This window comes from Epilithonimonas zeae, from assembly GCF_023278365.1.
Lineage (GTDB): Bacteria > Bacteroidota > Bacteroidia > Flavobacteriales > Weeksellaceae > Epilithonimonas > Epilithonimonas zeae_A.
Window position 1 is genome coordinate 3,276,482 of sequence record NZ_CP075338.1, and the last position, 17,641, is coordinate 3,294,122.

16 protein-coding genes are annotated in these 17,641 nt (G+C 35.9%); 12 read left to right on the forward strand and 4 right to left on the reverse strand.

The genetic code is table 11. The annotated features are described in order from the left end of the window. The first annotated feature begins 196 nt into the window (after positions 1–196). The 4 genes from KI430_RS14960 (at position 197) to KI430_RS14975 (ending at position 5,075) form a co-directional block, all read left to right on the forward strand. A complete protein-coding gene (locus KI430_RS14960) occupies positions 197–1,444 on the forward strand; it encodes a M43 family zinc metalloprotease (protein WP_248875735.1) in 1,248 nt (415 codons plus the stop codon). 146 nt (positions 1,445–1,590) lie between these two features. After that, on the forward strand, positions 1,591–3,480 hold the full coding sequence (gene dnaK / locus KI430_RS14965; protein ID WP_248875736.1) for a molecular chaperone DnaK: 1,890 nt from the start codon (positions 1,591–1,593) through the stop codon (positions 3,478–3,480). Between the two features lie 333 nt (positions 3,481–3,813). Next, positions 3,814–4,329: a thioredoxin family protein gene (locus tag KI430_RS14970; RefSeq protein WP_248875737.1), complete on the forward strand. Its 516-nt coding sequence runs from the start codon at positions 3,814–3,816 to the stop codon at positions 4,327–4,329. A 104-nt stretch (positions 4,330–4,433) separates the two neighbouring features. Next, positions 4,434–5,075 carry a hypothetical protein gene (locus KI430_RS14975; RefSeq protein ID WP_248875738.1) on the forward strand — a complete coding sequence of 214 codons (642 nt, stop codon included), beginning with the start codon at positions 4,434–4,436 and terminating at the stop codon, positions 5,073–5,075. Between the two features lie 37 nt (positions 5,076–5,112). On the opposite strand, the gene KI430_RS14980 is transcribed toward KI430_RS14975, so the two are convergent. After that, positions 5,113–5,427: a hypothetical protein gene (locus KI430_RS14980; RefSeq protein ID WP_248875739.1), complete on the reverse strand. Its 315-nt coding sequence runs from the start codon at positions 5,425–5,427 to the stop codon at positions 5,113–5,115. Positions 5,428–6,227: 800 nt separating this feature from the next. Between KI430_RS14980 and KI430_RS14985 the strand changes: the two genes are divergently transcribed. The 6 genes from KI430_RS14985 to KI430_RS15010 all read left to right on the forward strand — a co-directional run bounded on the left by KI430_RS14985 (position 6,228) and on the right by KI430_RS15010 (position 14,195). Then, complete coding sequence (locus KI430_RS14985) at positions 6,228–7,661, forward strand: T9SS type A sorting domain-containing protein (RefSeq protein WP_248875740.1); 1,434 nt, start codon at positions 6,228–6,230, stop codon at positions 7,659–7,661. A 136-nt stretch (positions 7,662–7,797) separates the two neighbouring features. Then, positions 7,798–8,826 (forward strand): nucleoid-associated protein, encoded by a 1,029-nt coding sequence (locus tag KI430_RS14990; RefSeq protein ID WP_248875741.1) that lies wholly within the window; start codon positions 7,798–7,800, stop codon positions 8,824–8,826. Between the two features lie 181 nt (positions 8,827–9,007). Further along, the gene (locus KI430_RS14995) at positions 9,008–9,367 is read left to right on the forward strand and encodes a hypothetical protein (protein WP_248875742.1); all 360 of its coding nucleotides are present in this window, start codon (positions 9,008–9,010) and stop codon (positions 9,365–9,367) included. A 363-nt stretch (positions 9,368–9,730) separates the two neighbouring features. Beyond that, positions 9,731–12,112 carry a TonB-dependent receptor gene (locus KI430_RS15000; RefSeq protein ID WP_248875743.1) on the forward strand — a complete coding sequence of 794 codons (2,382 nt, stop codon included), beginning with the start codon at positions 9,731–9,733 and terminating at the stop codon, positions 12,110–12,112. Positions 12,113–12,140: 28 nt separating this feature from the next. Further along, complete coding sequence (locus KI430_RS15005; protein WP_248875744.1) at positions 12,141–12,701, forward strand: hypothetical protein; 561 nt, start codon at positions 12,141–12,143, stop codon at positions 12,699–12,701. A gap of 159 nt (positions 12,702–12,860) precedes the next feature. Then, positions 12,861–14,195, forward strand: coding sequence for a trigger factor (locus KI430_RS15010; RefSeq protein WP_248875745.1), 1,335 nt, complete (start codon positions 12,861–12,863; stop codon positions 14,193–14,195). Positions 14,196–14,243: 48 nt separating this feature from the next. On the opposite strand, the gene KI430_RS15015 is transcribed toward KI430_RS15010, so the two are convergent. After that, on the reverse strand, positions 14,244–14,765 hold the full coding sequence (locus KI430_RS15015; RefSeq protein ID WP_248875746.1) for a DUF4269 domain-containing protein: 522 nt from the start codon (positions 14,763–14,765) through the stop codon (positions 14,244–14,246). A 46-nt stretch (positions 14,766–14,811) separates the two neighbouring features. Continuing rightward, complete coding sequence (locus KI430_RS15020) at positions 14,812–15,642, reverse strand: M23 family metallopeptidase (protein ID WP_248875747.1); 831 nt, start codon at positions 15,640–15,642, stop codon at positions 14,812–14,814. A 242-nt stretch (positions 15,643–15,884) separates the two neighbouring features. Here KI430_RS15020 and KI430_RS15025 point away from each other — a divergent pair, with 242 nt between their 5' ends. After that, the gene (locus KI430_RS15025) at positions 15,885–16,901 is read left to right on the forward strand and encodes an NAD(P)H-dependent glycerol-3-phosphate dehydrogenase (protein WP_248875748.1); all 1,017 of its coding nucleotides are present in this window, start codon (positions 15,885–15,887) and stop codon (positions 16,899–16,901) included. 97 nt (positions 16,902–16,998) lie between these two features. Beyond that, positions 16,999–17,337 (forward strand): YkvA family protein, encoded by a 339-nt coding sequence (locus KI430_RS15030; protein ID WP_248875749.1) that lies wholly within the window; start codon positions 16,999–17,001, stop codon positions 17,335–17,337. A 55-nt stretch (positions 17,338–17,392) separates the two neighbouring features. Here KI430_RS15030 and KI430_RS15035 read toward each other — a convergent pair whose 3' ends face one another. Beyond that, positions 17,393–17,641, reverse strand: a complete 249-nt coding sequence (locus KI430_RS15035; RefSeq protein ID WP_074236980.1) for a NifU family protein — start codon at positions 17,639–17,641, stop codon at positions 17,393–17,395.

Consider the following 17,641-nt stretch of genomic DNA (forward strand, 5'->3'; position numbering starts at 1 on the left):
TTGTATTAATTTGGGTAGGAAAACTACAATCTTAATGAGCTTATTAATGTTTCGAGAATGTCAATTAAATTTTAAATTGAGTATAATGCTTTGTATATGTTGCTTTTTTGAGGTTGTTTTAAATTTTTAATAAAATTATCTTGTTGTTTTGAAAAATTTAATACATTTGCTTCCCTTTTATTGAAAATTTAAAAATATGAAGAAAATTCTATTAACATTAGTAAGCATTCTAAGCTTGAGTGCTTACGGACAGAGGACTTGTGGTACAAGTAAGAAAATGGCTGAGTTTTTTGCAGCTAATCCAGAAGCAGCGGCGAACAGAACTACTTTAAAAGATTTTTTAGTTAATAATAAATCTCAAGTCAACAGAAAAGCTGGAGTTATTACAATTCCAGTTGTAGTGCACGTAATTTATAAGAATAACACACAGAATGTATCAGATGCTCAAATTGCTTCTCAGCTAAAAGTATTGAACGATGATTTCAGAAAACTAAATGCAGATTTCAGCACAGTTGTGCCATCTTATTTTCAAGGAAATGCTTCTGATATGGAATTAGCATTCTGTCTGGCGACCAAAGATCCTAATGGGAATACTACAACAGGAATTGAGAGAAAATCTGTTGCTTCAGGTTTTGATTTTGATACTAAGTATTATACAACATCAGGATTAAAAGCTTGGGATACTACAAAATATCTTAATATATGGGTTGGTCCTTTTACTGATACTGATTTGTTAGGCTGGGCCTATTTGCCAGATGCAGCTGGACAAGCATATGATGGATTGTGTATTGGATATTACTGTTTTGGAACAAATGGTACTGCCGCTGCACCTTATAATAAAGGAAGAACAGCAACTCACGAAATTGGACATTATTTTGGACTGGAACATCCATGGGGTGAAGAAGATTATGGTGATAGTCCAGATAAAAGTGTTTGCGGGACAACAGGTTGGAGTGATTTCTGTAATGATACTCCAGCAACATATTACCCTCACTTTAGTAAGCCTAGCAATGTTAATATTTATACTTGTGTAAGTACACCAAATGGTGCAATGTTTATGAACTATATGGACTATGTACAGGATAATCAGATGGCATTTTTTACTAATGATCAGAAAACAATCGCCCAAAATACAATGGCTGGCCCAAGAGCTAGTTTGTTAAATTCCAATGCTTGTTCTCTTTTAGCAGTTGATGATGTAGAGAAATCAAACTCAATCAATGTTTTTCCAAATCCTGCTGTTAATTATATTTCGATTGCTTCGCCTTTGGTGAAAATCAATGAAGTTGAGATCTTTAGTAATGACGGAAGATTGGTAAAAAGAGCTAATATCAAAAATGAAACAGACAAGATTGATGTGAAAAGTCTTCCTGTCGGAACTTATTATGTGAGAACTTATGACAATGGTAACTTCATCAAGTCAATGAAGTTTATCAAGAACTAAACTAACTAAAATTTTGACTTAAACGAAACTCCGTCTCATACGGAGTTTTTTTTATTAATGACAATTTGTCACTTTTTATGTCGTGGTACAGATATTGAGAATTGCAGATTGTAATCATTAATAATAACAAAAAATAACATATAAAAATGAGTAAAATAATCGGAATTGACTTAGGTACTACCAACTCTTGCGTAGCAGTAATGGAAGGTAAAGATGCTGTAGTTATCCCTAACGCAGAAGGTAAAAGAACTACGCCATCTATTGTGGCATTCACAGAAGATGGTGAGAGAAAAGTAGGTGACCCTGCAAAAAGACAAGCTGTAACCAATCCAAAGAAAACGGTTTATTCAATCAAAAGATTTATCGGAACTCACTTCAAAGAAGATGCTCAGGAAATTTCTAGAGTACCTTATGAAGTAGTTGCTGGACCAAACGATACTGTAAAAGTAAAAATCGACGACAGAGAATATACACCACAAGAGATTTCTGCAATGACGCTTCAGAAAATGAAGAAAACTGCTGAAGATTATCTTGGACAAGAAGTAACAAGAGCGGTAATTACTGTTCCTGCTTACTTTAACGATGCTCAAAGACAGGCTACTAAAGAAGCTGGTGAAATCGCAGGTCTTAAAGTAGAAAGAATTATCAATGAGCCTACAGCAGCAGCTTTGGCTTATGGTATGGATAAGTCTCACAAAGATCAAAAAATTGCAGTTTATGATTTAGGTGGTGGTACTTTCGACGTTTCTATCCTTGATTTAGGAGACGGCGTATTCGAAGTATTGTCTACAAATGGTGATACACACTTAGGAGGTGATGACTTTGATGATGTAATCATTAACTGGATGGCAGACGAATTCAAAGCTGAAGAAGGTGTTGATTTGAAAGCCGACGCAATTGCGCTTCAAAGATTGAAAGAAGCAGCTGAAAAAGCTAAAATCGAGTTGTCTTCTTCTCCTCAAACAGAAATCAACCTTCCTTATATCACAGCTACAGCTTCAGGTCCTAAACACTTGGTTAAGACTTTGACTAAAGCTAAATTCGAGCAATTATCTGCTGACTTGGTAAGACGTTCTATGGAGCCTTGTAAAAAAGCGCTTTCTGATGCAGGTCTTTCTATCAGCGATATCGACGAGGTAATCTTGGTAGGTGGTTCTACAAGAATCCCGATCATCCAGGAAGAAGTTGAGAAATTCTTCGGTAAAAAACCTTCAAAAGGAGTTAACCCGGATGAGGTTGTTGCTATCGGAGCAGCTATCCAAGGTGGAGTTTTAACGGGAGACGTTACAGACGTTCTTTTGTTAGACGTTACGCCACTTTCTTTAGGTATCGAAACTATGGGTTCTGTTTTTACTAAATTAATTGAAGCGAACACTACGATCCCAACTAAGAAATCTGAGGTTTTCTCTACAGCGTCTGACAATCAGCCTGCAGTAAGCATCAGAGTAGGACAAGGTGAGAGACCAATGTTCAACGATAACAAAGAGATTGGTAGATTTGATTTAACAGATATTCCACCAGCACAAAGAGGAGTTCCTCAGATTGAAGTAACTTTCGATATCGATGCTAACGGAATCTTGAGCGTTTCTGCAAAAGATAAAGGAACAGGTAAAGAGCAATCTATCAAAATCCAAGCATCTTCTGGACTTTCTGACGAAGAAATCGAAAGAATGAAAAAAGAAGCGCAGGAAAACTCTGCAGCTGATGCTAAGAAAAAAGAAGAAGTTGAAATCTTCAACAAAGCTGACGGATTGATTTTCCAAACTGAAAAGCAATTGAAAGAATTTGGTGATAAGTTATCTGCTGACAAAAAAGCAGCAATTGAAACTGCTCACGCAGAATTGAAAACAGCTTTCGAAGCTAAGAATGGAGATGATGTTAAAGCTAAAACAGAAGCTCTAGACGCAGCTTGGATGGCAGCATCTGAAGAAATGTATGCGCAAGGACAAGGTGCAGATGCAGGAGCTCAGCAAACTCAAGGTCAAGCAAACGGAGCAGAAGATGTTCAGGATGCAGACTTCGAAGAAGTTAAGTAATTTATTGATTAGAATTAATCACTAAACATAATCAAACCGCTATAGACAAATGTCTGTGGCGGTTTTTTTTGATATTATCTTGATTAAATCCAATAAAGAAAGAAGTTTCTATAATTAATTGATTTTAACATAATTATAACATTTATTGTGAAAATTTTAAAATTTCGTGGCTTAGTTATTGCTTCTAGTTGAAGCGATTCTCATGTTTAATTTGAGTTTTCATGGTTATTAGTTTTTACCCAGCTTAGGCTGGGTTTTTTATTTGCTACCAATTGATGAATTTTATTCGGAAAGAAATAATCCTTACATTCGTTTATATTAAATATTTAATTAATGAAAATTCCAAAAATTCTTATGCTTTTCGCATTGTTTCTGATACAAATGAACTTTGCTCAGGAAAAAGCAGATGTGATTCTAAATAAAACTTTAACCCAAGCTAAAGCAGAAAATAAAAATGTTCTTTTGATATTTCACGCTTCTTGGTGTGGCTGGTGTAAGCTGATGGAGAAGAATATGAATCTGCCAGCAACAAAGCCACTTTTCGATAAGAATTATGTGACGGCTTATGTGGATGTTCAGGAACGTGGAGAGAAGAAAAGTTTAGAAAATCCAGGCGGGCAGGAATTAATGAACAAATATAAAGGACAAACAGCAGGACTTCCTTTTTGGCTGATGATAAATCCTGAAGGTGAGGTTTTAGCTGATTCTTTTGATGACAAAGGTGAGAATATCGGTTCGCCAGCATCGAAGGAGGAGGTTGCTTTTTTCTTAGCTAAACTCGAGAAAACATCTCATCTCAACAAGGCAGAACTCCAAACTGTACAACAAATTTTTGTAAAGAAAAATTAAAACAATTCCTTGAGTGAGAGCTAAAGGATTTTCTTTTTTCGAAGTAAGTTGTCTGTGGTATTGATTTTTTTTATAATTTTCAACTAATTCTAAACCAAAAAATTATGAAAAAATTATTTATTTGCATGATGGCTTTTGCCACATTGACTTCTTGCGACAAAATCAAAGAAACATTGACTTCTGCTAAAGAAGCAACAGCTGGCGCAGATGAAATCGATTATCAGTTTTTGTCCAAGCCGGAAGAGACTAAAAAATGGTACGATGAGATTGTAAAAAGATCCGGTGAAGGAGCTAAGGTGATGGATGAGGTTTCTTTCAACATTTACAGACCTTCTCTGGAAGGAATGATCCAGAGAGCAGGCGAGAAAGATCATCTTTATCTAAGTATCGTTTATCAAGACAATGTTGATAAAAGAAGAGTGGAGGAGATACAATACCACGGCAATAGCAATGGCTGGACCCAACCGGAGAAAAAAGACATTCAGGTTACAGGGATTGGAGCGGAAAATTTTAAATTGGAAGACGAGCTTTACGATTTTGGACAGGTTTCTCTGGAGACCTTCAATAAAGTAATGGCAGATGCGCTTAAAAAATATAAAGACGATGCCAAGTATGAATACCAATATATCTCCAGCGTCTTCATCAAGAAAAGCGGTTTTGATGTTTCGGTGAAAGGGAAATTGAAATCCAATTCACAATTAAAAACGGAAACTTACAGAACGGATCTGAAGGGCACTGAACAATAAACCAAAAAAAATCCCTTAGCTTTTTGCTGAGGGATTTTTATTTGGAATCTGTTTTTGGGATACATTTTCCTACCAACTGATATACAATTTTTAGTCTTTCGACAGTTTCTTCCATATTTTTTGTCAGTCTTTTGACTTCTTGTGGATCTTTGGATTTCAGGACTTCGTCGCCACTTTTGGAAATGCATCTTTTGGTTTCTGTCTGGGAGATGATTCCTTCCGGGGATAGTTTGCTGTGGATGCATTCGCAGGATTTTTTCGCTACTTCTTCCTCTATGGTTTGCGCTTTTGACAGAGAGAATGTCATTAATAAAAATAAGAACAGCATATATTTTTGAGAGGATGAGGTCATTTTGATAAAGGTTTGTATCAAAGATAAAATATTCTGGGTATTTGTGATTATTTGTCTTAATAATGGCTTATCGATTTTTAGAATTCAATCATAATTTTATAGTTGAAGGTTTTTTGTTAATTGTAATATTTATTAAAAAATGACTTAAGTAAATAATCAAAGCTCTTGAACTAACAACGAGAATATTGAAGGTGCTGTTTACGATTTGAGAGAAGTGCTTCCATTTCTTGATAGCCCATCAGACAGAACTGGATACGGGAAATATGCCGAAAGATTTTTTGAAGTGTTTTCCTTCAATTCTTCCTCAGCTGGAAGCTTAGAATGCGGAACAAATTGCTGTCATAAGTAACCGAAAATCTCTCGTGGAAGCTAATAAGATTTTGTTTGAAAATGCTTACCGCTACATCGCTAAAGCCAGGGCAGAAGGAAACGTGCAAGAAAGCCTAATCCTTAGAATCTTTAAATTTTTATATGGAATCCCTGAGTGTGAGCTTGGGGATTTTTGTTTTTCAAAACGTGCTCGAAATTCAAATTGCGAAAAGAATTAAAAGTTAAATTATAATGAATTCTAGAAAAATTAATGTTGATGATAATTAAAAAATATGGTGTTATAGGTTCATATTTGATTGTTTTATGAATTATTATAATTTACGGAAAAGATGTTATGTATAGCTTTGACTAATAGGTCTTTGTTTGTGCAATAAGTAGGAAAGGAATTCGGAAATCATTCGATGAATTGATTGTTTATAGGTTAATTTGTATTGTAATATTGTCTTGTTAATCAATAAAAATAAAAGATTATGTTACAAATTTTATCAACTCTAAAAATCCAAACAAAAGGCTTGTTGGCTGGCGGATTATTACTCTCTACGCAAGTTTTTGTTAACGCGCAATGTTCAATCACAGGTTGGAAAAAAGTTTCTCAAGGAGAGAATTACAGTATTGCTCTTAAAGAAGATGGAACTATTTGGATTTGGGGGCAAAATACTTATGGGCTGCTTGGTAATGGATCTACTGCTGCCACAGAAATTAAACATCCTACCCAAATTGGTACAGACGCAAACTGGACAGATATATCTACGGGGCGTAATTTTGCTTTGGCTATAAAAGGCAATGGAGATTTGTATGGTTGGGGAGCTAATTATTATGGAGAACAGGGGACAGGAAATAATACAGATCTTTCCGCACCAACATTGATTCAGCAAAATGTTAAAGCATTTTCTGCAGGGTACTACCACACTATGATTGTTAAAACAGATGGGACTCTTTGGGGTGCTGGTTATAATGACTACAGTGGTCTTGGTGTAGGAACCAGCACGTTTTCATACAACACATTCCAGCAAGAAGCTACAAAAGCAACAGACTGGGCGACTGTTACTGCTACTTATTACAACTCATTTGCAATTAAAACAGATGGTACACTATGGTCAGCCGGAGCCAATGCTGAAGGGCAAAATGGTTTAGGAACTCCAGGTTCTGTTGGTGCTCAAACTGCTACTTTTACACAAGTAGGTACAGACAAAAACTGGAAAGCAATTGCTGGAGGTTTACATCATACACTTGGATTGAAAACTAATGGAGAATTATGGTCTTGGGGAAGAAGTCTTTATGGAAATTTGGGGTTAGGTAATACAACTCAGTATTTTACTCCACAACAAATTCCTGGTACCACTTGGGCAGCAATTGGAGCGACAAACGAGTCTTCTTCTGCTCTTAAAACTGATGGTTCTCTATGGACTTGGGGCTACAATGGATATGGAATATTAGGAATTGGAACTACGACAAGTGTTAGTACTCCTACCAAAGTGGGAACGGAGAATACTTGGAAAAATATCCCTGTAAGATCTGGAGAGAATTCTTCTGGAGGAATAAAGACTGATACTGCTTTATTTACTTGGGGAGCTGATAGCTACTGGCAGTTAGGTAATAATGATGGAACTGCAACTAATAGTACTGTTCCTACACAAGTGACTTGTGTAGATAATCAACTGGCTGTGAATGATGTTTCTTCAGAGAAAAAAGTTTCTTTATATCCTAACCCAACGAAGGATGTTGTAGTATTACAATCTGCAAAAGCTGTTTCTGAAGTGAAAGTTTATAATCTTGCCGGTTCATTAGTAAAATCATTTACCAATGTTTCTGATAACAAAATCAATGTTTCGGATTTATCAGCAGGTGTTTATGTTGTGAAAATCAATGACTCAGCAGAAGGCGTGAAGTTGATTAAAAAATAAGATCAAACTAATTTGATTTTGAATCCCTGGATTAAGTTCTGGGGATTTTTTTGTATAAATAATTTCATTTTAATAAAGAATCTCATTCGCAAGAAAAGCAGATAATGAATATCTTTGCAATCCTAAACAACAAACAATGTTTTCAAAAATTACAGTTCATAGAGTCGGGAATAAAATCAATGGAGAATCTTTAACGCTTTCTCAGGAAGAGCTACAGCTGGAAGATGAGATGAAAGAATTGCTCGGGAATTACTTCATCAATGCTTTCAAATCTGAGGAACAATTTCAGTTTTATAGTGATTCTTATTTGGTTAATAATCCTGTTTACAGTGCTGTTTCAGAAATTTTTGAAGACAAATCCAAATTCCAGTGGGAATCTGAAAACATTGCCAAGCATCTTTACGAAGCAGCGGAAAACCCTAGAGTTCAGGCAGGAGAGTTGTTTCTGGTTTATTTTGAGGGCGAAGTTTTTGAGTCTGCAGATGGACAAAGTGAAAAGACGGACTCTATCGGGATTTTCAAAACCGAAAAAAGAGAAGGTTTCCTGAAAATCAATCCTCAGGACGAATCTTTTGAAATCGAAAGAGATTTCGGAATCAGTCTGTCAAAGATTGATAAAGCGGCTCTGATTTATAACAGCGAAAAAGAAAGTGGCTACGTTTTGTCTGTGATAGACAACAACAAAAACGGCGACATCTATTATTGGTTTGAGGATTTTCTAAAAGTAAAACAGCGCGATAACGAGTACTTCCATACACAGGAGACTTTGTCTGTTTATAAAGATTTTATCACACAACAATTGCCTCAGGAATTCGAAGTTTCTAAGGCTGACCAAGCCGACTTCTTGAATAAGTCTATTAATTTCTTTAAGGATAAAGAAGAATTCAAATACGATGATTTTGTGAAAGAAGTTTTGGTGGATGATAGTGTGATAGAAAGTTTTTCTAACTTCAAATCCGACTATGAGCAGGATATGCAGATTGCGATTGCAGAAGATTTTCCTATTAATAATCAGGCGGTTAAAAAGCAGCAGAGACATTTCAAATCCATCATCAAACTTGATAAAAATTTCCACATCTACATCCACGGCGACCGAGACAAATTAGAAACTGGACAGGATGATAAAGGGAAATATTACCGTTTATACTTCGATGAAGAGAAATAGAAATTTGAAATAATTCGATAAAATTATTCTTTCAGATTTTGCAAATTAAGCAGATTTATGAATCATCTGCGGGATCTGTCAAATCTGTGAGATTTTTTTTACATTGTTTTTAAAGTCTAAATATTTCCAGAATTTAACATAATATTAGATTCAGTTATAAAAAATTTCTACCTTTGTGGCTATGTTGAACAAGAAAAACAAACAATTTCAGAAAATCATTTCGGTATTTATTACTGCGATGTATGTTTTTGTGGTTTTGTTTTCTTCAGAATTACATAACCACAAGGGCGAATCTTTTTTCAAAGATTCTGGTTCCAAAAAAACAGAAAAGTCTATTACGAAGGAGCTTTCGAGCAACCAATCGGGTGACTGTCTGGCTTGTCATTTTTTGGCAACGGGCAACTCGCTGGTTCCGGAGCAGTTCACTTTTCATTTTGAGAACCACACACAAGAAACCGAGCAGATCATCTCCGCTCAGGAAAAAATTTGGGAACAAACCAAATCAACCATCCAACTCCGCGGTCCACCCGCATTTTCTTAAATTTCAACTTTCTCAATAATCCATTGAGAACTTCTTTGAATTAATTCAAACCATTTTGGCAAGAGACGAAGTCTCGTAATTTCGGTAACATAAATATCAGCCATTTAAAAAAAGACGAAGTCTTGACAGATTGGTATATGAATCCGAAAATTATTTGGGCAGCTTTATCCGCCCTCCACTCCCGCTTTTTTCTTTTTTAGCAAAAAAAGAAAAAGAGCTCCGTTCAGGTCGGGCTGCGTGTGATTCTACGTTTCAAAATTGCGTCAAGAATTAATTTCAATAAAAAAGATGGACTTTAGAATTGAGTTTTAATATCTCTAATCTAAATTCTAGCATCTACTTCATATTATACATTTTACAAAAATGAAACACATTATAAATCTGATGTTGGTCTTTTTCGGACTTACATTAGTAACCGCGCAGAGCTATTCTGTAGAAGGAACTGTTCAGGATTTCCACGACAAAACGATGCTGGAAAATGCCGTTGTAACGTTAGGAAATTCTACCACGAAAACCGATAAAAAAGGAAGGTTTTCATTCAGCAACATCTCTGCAGGGTCGCATCAGCTGGTCGCAAAGCATCCTCTCTGCGACGATTATACTGAAAATGTAAAAGTCGACAGAGACTTGCATTTGGCCATCACATTGGAACACCATTCCAACGAGATACAAGGCGTCACACTCCACGGCAGTCACAAAACCAAAAGTTCTGTGATTATGAGTACGCTGGACAAGACAGAAATTGAGAGGAATTCCACGGAAAATCTGGGAAATTTATTATCCAGAATCACAGGTGTTTCAGCTTTGAAAACAGGAAATAATATCACAAAACCGGTTATACGTGGCTTATACGGAAGCCGAATTTCTATCCTGAACAACGGTGTGAAAATGGCTGAGCAAGAATGGGGCGTAGAGCACGCTCCGAATATCGATGTCACCGATTTTGAACACATCGATGTCATCAAAGGTGCTTCCGCTCTGAAATATGGGAACGAAGGTGTTGGCGGCGTTGTCGTTTTGGAACCTGCGATTTTACCAAAGAAAGATACAATAATGGGCAACATTAGACTTTCCGGAATTTCTAATGGAAGAGGAGGGGAATTAGGCGCTACAATTATTAAATCTTGGGAAAATGATTGGTTTGTAAAAGCTGGTGGAACTTACAGAAAAACGGGTGATCAATATATTCCGCATCATACTTTGCAAAATACAGGGCAGGAGTTTAATTCTTTCAATTTTGCGTTTGGGAAACATAGTTTCCTACAAGGGTTTGATGTTTCTTACAGTGGAACCAATCAGGAATTCGGGATTTATAAAGGTGCACATTTGTCGAGTCCGGAGGATTTTTACAATGCTGTTAACTTTGGGCAACCTTATTTTTTGGATAACTTCAGTTACGATATTGATAATCCTAAGCAGGAAGTGGCGCATCATATTGCTAAAGTTTCTGCTTACAAACGTTTCTCCGATTTTGGGAAACTGACTTTTCAATACAGCTTCCAATATAATCGAAGAAAGGAATTTGATATCCGAAGAGGAGAATTGCTGAATGTTCCATCGATGGACTTGAGGTTAATTACGCATTCTGCCAGTCTGGTTCATTTGATTGAGCGTCTGAATTGGAGTTTGGAAAGCGGCATCTCCGGAAGTTTTCAGGATAATTTTCCAGATCCGGCAACCAAAGCAAGACGTCTGATTCCTGATTATTACCGATATGATGCAGGCGCATTTTCAATTTTCAAATATAGATTCAGTTCAAAATTGAATGCAGAAGCCGCAGTTAGATATGACTTCAGCAGATATGATGCTTACAAATATTATGATTCTGATAAATGGAATGATAACTATGCCAGCCAATTTTCGGAATTCTTTGTAAGCGAATCCGGAAGCCGAATTCTGACAAGACCAATTCTGGATTATCATAACCTCTCTGCCAATGTCGGTCTGAATTATAAACCAACTCAAGATTTTGAATTCAAACTCAATCTTTCCAGAGCGGAAAGAACGCCGAATCCTGCGGAACTTTTTGCGGACGGATTACATCATTCGGCAGCCATAATGGAGGAAGGGAATCTGAGTATCAAAAAAGAAACGATTTACAACGTGAATCTTTCTTTGGCAGGTCAGTTTGATGTCTTGAAAGGTCTTCATATTGAAGCGAATCCTTATCTGATGTATTCTGATAGTTTTATTAATCAAATTCCAACGGGTGTTATGAATACTAACCGAGGTGTTTTCCCTGTGGAATCTTATCAGCAAGTTAAAGCAAGAATGCTAGGTGTGGATGTGGATGCAGAACTGTCAATTTTGGATAATCTGAAATGGAAATCAGGGTACAGCGTTTTGAGAGGCGATGACCTCACGAACAATCAGCCATTGATTCTGATGATGCCGGCGAGAAACAGAAACTCAATTGAAATTATGCTTCACAAACCTTCTCAATTCTATGTAACATTAGAAAATGACAATGTGTTCAGGCAGAAACGTTATCCGATTGCCAATCTTCCTGTTACTTTTATAAAAGATGGTGTGGAGAGAAGTGAGATTGTCGATTTCAGTACGCCGCCTGCAGCTTATACAAGTTTCAATGCGACATTGGGCGCTAACTTATTCAAACATCTGAATGTCAATTTCAGAATCAACAACTTATTTAACACAGAGTATCGAGAATATCTGAACAGGCTTAGATATTATATGTACGAGCCGGGAAGAAACTTCGTGGTGACTCTGAAATACAACTTTTAATTATTACAAACTTAAAATTTAAATCGAAATGAAAAAATTATTAAATATTACACTAGCACTTTTAGCAGCCTTTTTTATCTTGTCTTGTAGAAACAGCGATGATGATGTTCCTGAAGACGTACACGAGCACGATGAAATTGGAAAAGTAGTTTTGACATTAACTAATAAAGCTAATGCTAGTGATGTTCAAACTGTTAGTGTAATTTCTGGTGTTGCAGATGGGCATTTGCATTTGCACGCTGGTGATACTTATTCTGCTGTTTTGGATTTCCAAATCAAGCACGATGATCATTACCATTCTTCGGATGAGATAGAGGAAGAGAAGGATCATCATTTTATTACATTCAATCCTGCTAATGCGGATATTGTTGTAGTGAGAGCTGCTAATGATATTGTAAGAACAGATGGACAAAAATTAGGTCTTAGAACAGAATGGACCATTAATTCTACACAGGAAACCGGAAAAATGAATATCAAGTTGGTTCACGGGCCAGCTACAGTTAATCAAAATTATCCTTCTGCAGCTAATCAGCTAGGTCAGACTACCGGAGGTGAAACAGATGTTGATATTACTGTAGATGCTCATTAATCCAATATTTATTTAATATGTTGAAATAAAGATGTCTTTCCAAAAGGCATCTTTATTTTTTTGCGAAAACTTTATGATTTTTTTATAAATATCAAGGAAGTAAATAATTTTGAATTTCCTCAGAATTTACCTACTTTTGCAACCTAAAAATTTCAATTAATGAACGTTACAGCTAAAAACCACGATGAGGTAAGTGCATTACTTACAGTGACATTGGAGAAAGCAGATTATAAGGAAAAAGTAGAAAAGCAATTAATCAACTATGCAAAAAATGCGCAGGTTCCTGGATTCAGAAAAGGGAAAGTGCCATTGAGTATGGTAAGAAAACAATATGAAGCTGGTATCGCTTTCGAAGAAATCAACAAGCAGGTTTCTGAGGCTCTAAACGGTTATGTAAACGAAAACAAGCTAAGATTAGTTGGTCAGCCAGTTCCTCAGCCAGTAAACGATTTCAACCACAATGCAGAGTCTTTATCTGTAGCTTTTGAAGTTGGATATGAGCCAGAATTCACTGTAGATTTGACTAAATATGAAGCACCTCATTACAAAGTAGAAGCTTCTGACAAAGAAATCTCTACAAGTGTAGAAAATATGCAAAAGCGTTTTGCAGAAAGAGTTCCTGAAGAAAAAATTGGTAAGGATTCTTATGTAGCTTTAGAAGTTTCTCAGGTTGTAGAAGCTGACGCAGAAGGTGAGCACCACCACGCTCCGAAAAATGTAACGATTTCTAAAGAGCAAAAAGAAGCTTACGATTTGGTTAAGAAATTGAAAAAAGACGATTCTGTAAAAGTTTCTAAAGAAGATTTAGCAGCTAAAGAAGAATTGGCAAAACAATTAGGTTTCTCTAAAGAAGAAGTGGAGCACCTTCACCACAATGAGGTTGAAGTAACTGTAAAAGACATCTACGGATTGAACTTGGCAGAACTTAACCAAGAATTGTTCGACAAAGTTTACGGTAAAGATGTTATCACGACTGAAGAAGAATTGAAAGCAAGAGTGAAAACTGAATTGGATGAGTATTTCCAACAAAATGCTGATGTTCATTTCGTAAACAAAATTTTGGAGCAAGTAAACGAGAAAGAAGAAATCAAGTTACCTGAGGCATTCTTAATCAAATGGTTATTGTTCTCTAACCAGAACATCACTTCCGAAGAGCAAGCAAAAGAAATCCTTGAAAACGAGAAAAATATTATCAAAGGTCAAATCCTAGAAGGAAAATTGATGAATGATAACGAAATCAATTTGGATTATGCAGAAGTTCTTGGACAAGCTGAGCAATTGGTAAGAAACCAGTTGGCAATCTACGGAATCCACCATTTAGGTGATGATGAAGTTCAAAAATACGCTGCAGAAATGTTGAAAGATGAGAACCAAGTAAGACAAATTTCTTCTGAAGTGGCTATGGCGAAGCTGAAAGACGTTATCCTTGAGAAATCTAAAAAGAAAGAAACTAAAATCTCTCACGATGAGTTTCTTGATGTATTGAAGAAGTAATTTTCCTCAAAATATATTGAAAAACGCTCCAATTTTTTGGAGCGTTTTTTATTTTGTATAATTCAGAAGTTCGAGATAAGGATTTCCTTTTAAGCCGAGTAATTCCGCAAAAGCAGGTTCAGTTTTCCAGCCTTTTTCTTTTAGATTAATGATTTGTTTTCGGAATTCTTCGCCTTTCTGTTCCAGAATGTCATATTCTATCATCATATGACGATAAGCATTTTGAAGTTTCGTCTGAACGTTCTGAGCAAATAACTCTACCGGAAATTCTTCTATAGTGAAATTGCAAACCAGAGAATCAATGCCATTCATTTTGCAAAAATGAATTTCAAAGTCTTTTTCATTCTGAAATTCATTAATGATAAAATCTTGAGCTTTAATCAAATCATCACTCTCCAAAATAATATCCAAATCGCTTTTTTCGATATTGATATTAATGGGAAAAGTGCCTGTGAGAATAGGATTGTATTCCTTTAGTTTATCAAAAATCTGATGTTTTTCTAAGACAAAATAAATTCTTTTCTGGATTTCAGAACCGTTTTTAAGATAATCTAAAGTCAGAAAATTCATTATTACTATTTATTTGTCAGTCTGAAGCTCTCGAAAACCTTGTAAATTAGAAATTTAAAAACAACCTTGGATTGATAGGCTGATTGTTTTTATGAACTTCATAATGAAGATGCGGACCGGTCGAACGTCCTGTGTTTCCAGATTTTGCAATGATTTGATTGACTTTCACTCTGTCATTAGTTTCAACCAAAAGCTCGGAAAGATGACCGTATAAAGTAACAAGACCGTTGCCGTGTTCTATCATTACACAATTTCCGTAACCGCCCCTTACGCCAGAGAAGATTACTTTTCCTGCCGCTGCCGCTTTTACAGGACTTCCGTAAGCAACTGCAACGTCCAATCCTTTGTGGAACTGCATTTGATCTTTCTCTGCAGGTGCATTGCTGGATGCATTTTTATCCTCTTTTACGATGGCTTGCCTTTTAATAACATTGCCAAGACTGTCTTTTTCCTCTGCAATGTGCGAAGGATTCTCTACTTTCGATAGGTCTGCTTTTGGTGGAATTGGATTTTTTCTTTGACCAAAATTAGAAGAGATGTAGCCATCTGTCGGAATTCCCAATGGAACTTGCTGTAATCTTTGTTCCAAATCTACCAAATATTGGCTGTATCGGTTGCTCACTTTTGCCAGATAAACTTCATTTTGAAGGCTGTCTTTAGCCAAATTTTCTATGCGAAGGTCAGAAACATTTTTAGATTTTAGGAATCCATCGATGCTGCGGATACTTTGGTCCACCATCGCCAAATCGGTTTTCAGCTGAAGATGGTCAATGCTGTCTTTCTCGTTATTGATTTTGACGATGTTTACCTGATAGACTTTATCATCTTTGTCATTGTAAAATTTCCCGATGACTAAGCCTTCTATAAAACAAATCATTAGCAATATTATAAGAACAATATTTTTTTTCTTTTTCGATTTTAGAAATTGGACCATTAATAGATTTTTAAAATGGATTGCAAAAATAATAAATTTTTATTTTTCCTAATGTTAATCGTACTTAGGAATGTGATTTGTTATAATGAAAGTTAATTTTTATTAATTAATTGTTAAACGGGATTTACATTGATGTAAAATCATAAATTATATTAGATTTGTAGCAATGAAAAAGACGACAAAGAATGAGTAAGAAATCGACTAAATCATCTAATAACGTGCGCGTTGGCGTTTTAGGAAGCGGAAGCTTTGCTACTGCGATCGTTAAAATGCTGGCCGAAAACTGTAAAACTGTCAATTGGTGCGTGAGAAACGAATTTGTGAAAGGTGCCATTGAGCAACGCGGACACAATCCTAGTTATTTGACGACTGTTTCTTTCAACCTGAAAAAACTTGAAATTACGACAGATATCAATGAGTTGGTTTCTAATTCTGATGTGATTATTTTGGCAGTTCCATCCATTTATTTGGCAGAAGCTATGGAGAAACTGACTTGCGAATATCAGGACAAATTATTCTGTTCGGCTATTAAAGGGATTGTTCCAAAGCATAATGATATCGTTGCGCATTATTTGAAAGACGAATTTAAAATCGGGTTCAAAAATCAAGCGGTGATTGCTGGTCCTTGTCACGCAGAAGAGGTGGCGATGGAGCGTTTGTCTTATTTGACGGTTGCTGTGGCGCAGAAAGAGGATGCTGATGTTTTGCGGGAGATTTTGTCTTCCTGTTATATCAAAGTTAATACAAGTTGCGATATTCTCGGAAACGAGTATTCTGCAATTCTAAAGAATATCTATGCAATTGGTGCTGGGATTGCGAGCGGATTGGGTTACGGAGATAACTTCATTGCGGTTTACGTTTCCAATGCCATTCGTGAGATGGAAGCTTTTCTGGAAGCGATTTATCCCGAACCAAGAGATGTGAATGATAGTGCTTATCTTGGAGATCTGATTGTAACAGCTTATTCATTATTCTCAAGAAACAGAAACTTAGGGAATCTGATTGGAAAAGGTTATACAGTAAAATCTGCCATTCAGTCGATGAGTATGGTGGCGGAAGGTTATTATGCAACAAAAGGGATTTACGCTATTTGTCAAGAGAAAAAATTAAAGTTACCGATTATTAATGCCGTTTATGACATTCTTTATGAAGGGAAAAATGCAGAGAAACAATTTGCCAAACTGACGGATAAATTGACGTAAACAATTGTTAATTAACAAAACATTACGATTTTCTATTAAGTGATTGGAATAGAATTTGCGAAATTTGATTCGTTGAAAAATAAACACAAAAACAAAAATGAAATATTCAAAATTTAAACTGGCTCAGGAAGCTATTAAACACAAAGGTTTTTTGCAAAAGATTCCGTCTGTTTTCAGGATGATAAAATTGTATTACAAAGGCGAATACAAAATGAAGTTTACAGATATCCTTTTGCCGGCTTTGGCTTTAATTTATGTCATTTCTCCCATCGATATTATTCCGGATTTCGTTCCTGTGATTGGCGCTTTGGATGATTTGGCCATCTTAGCTTTAGCAATTCCTTTATTGATGAAAGAAGTTGACAAATTTTTACTTTGGGAAAGTCAAAAGAGTAATCCTGATACAAAAATCATCGACGCAGAAATTGTAGAGTAATAAAATACTTAGAATAAAAAAATCCCGACTCAGTTTTGAATCGGGATTTTTATTTTTAAACGCTAATCACCTCCTGTATCTCAGGAGCAAATTGTTTGATGGTGTTTTCCACACCGAGTTTCATTGTAGAAGCACTGATACCACAGCTAGAGCAGTTTCCTAGTAGTTTCACATAGACTTTGTCTTCCTGCACATCTACTAACTCAATATCGCCGCCATCTTTTTGCAAAAACGGACGGATGCTGTCCAAAGCGTCCATCACTTTGGTTACCAGTTCTTCTTGAATTTGATTAATATTATTCAT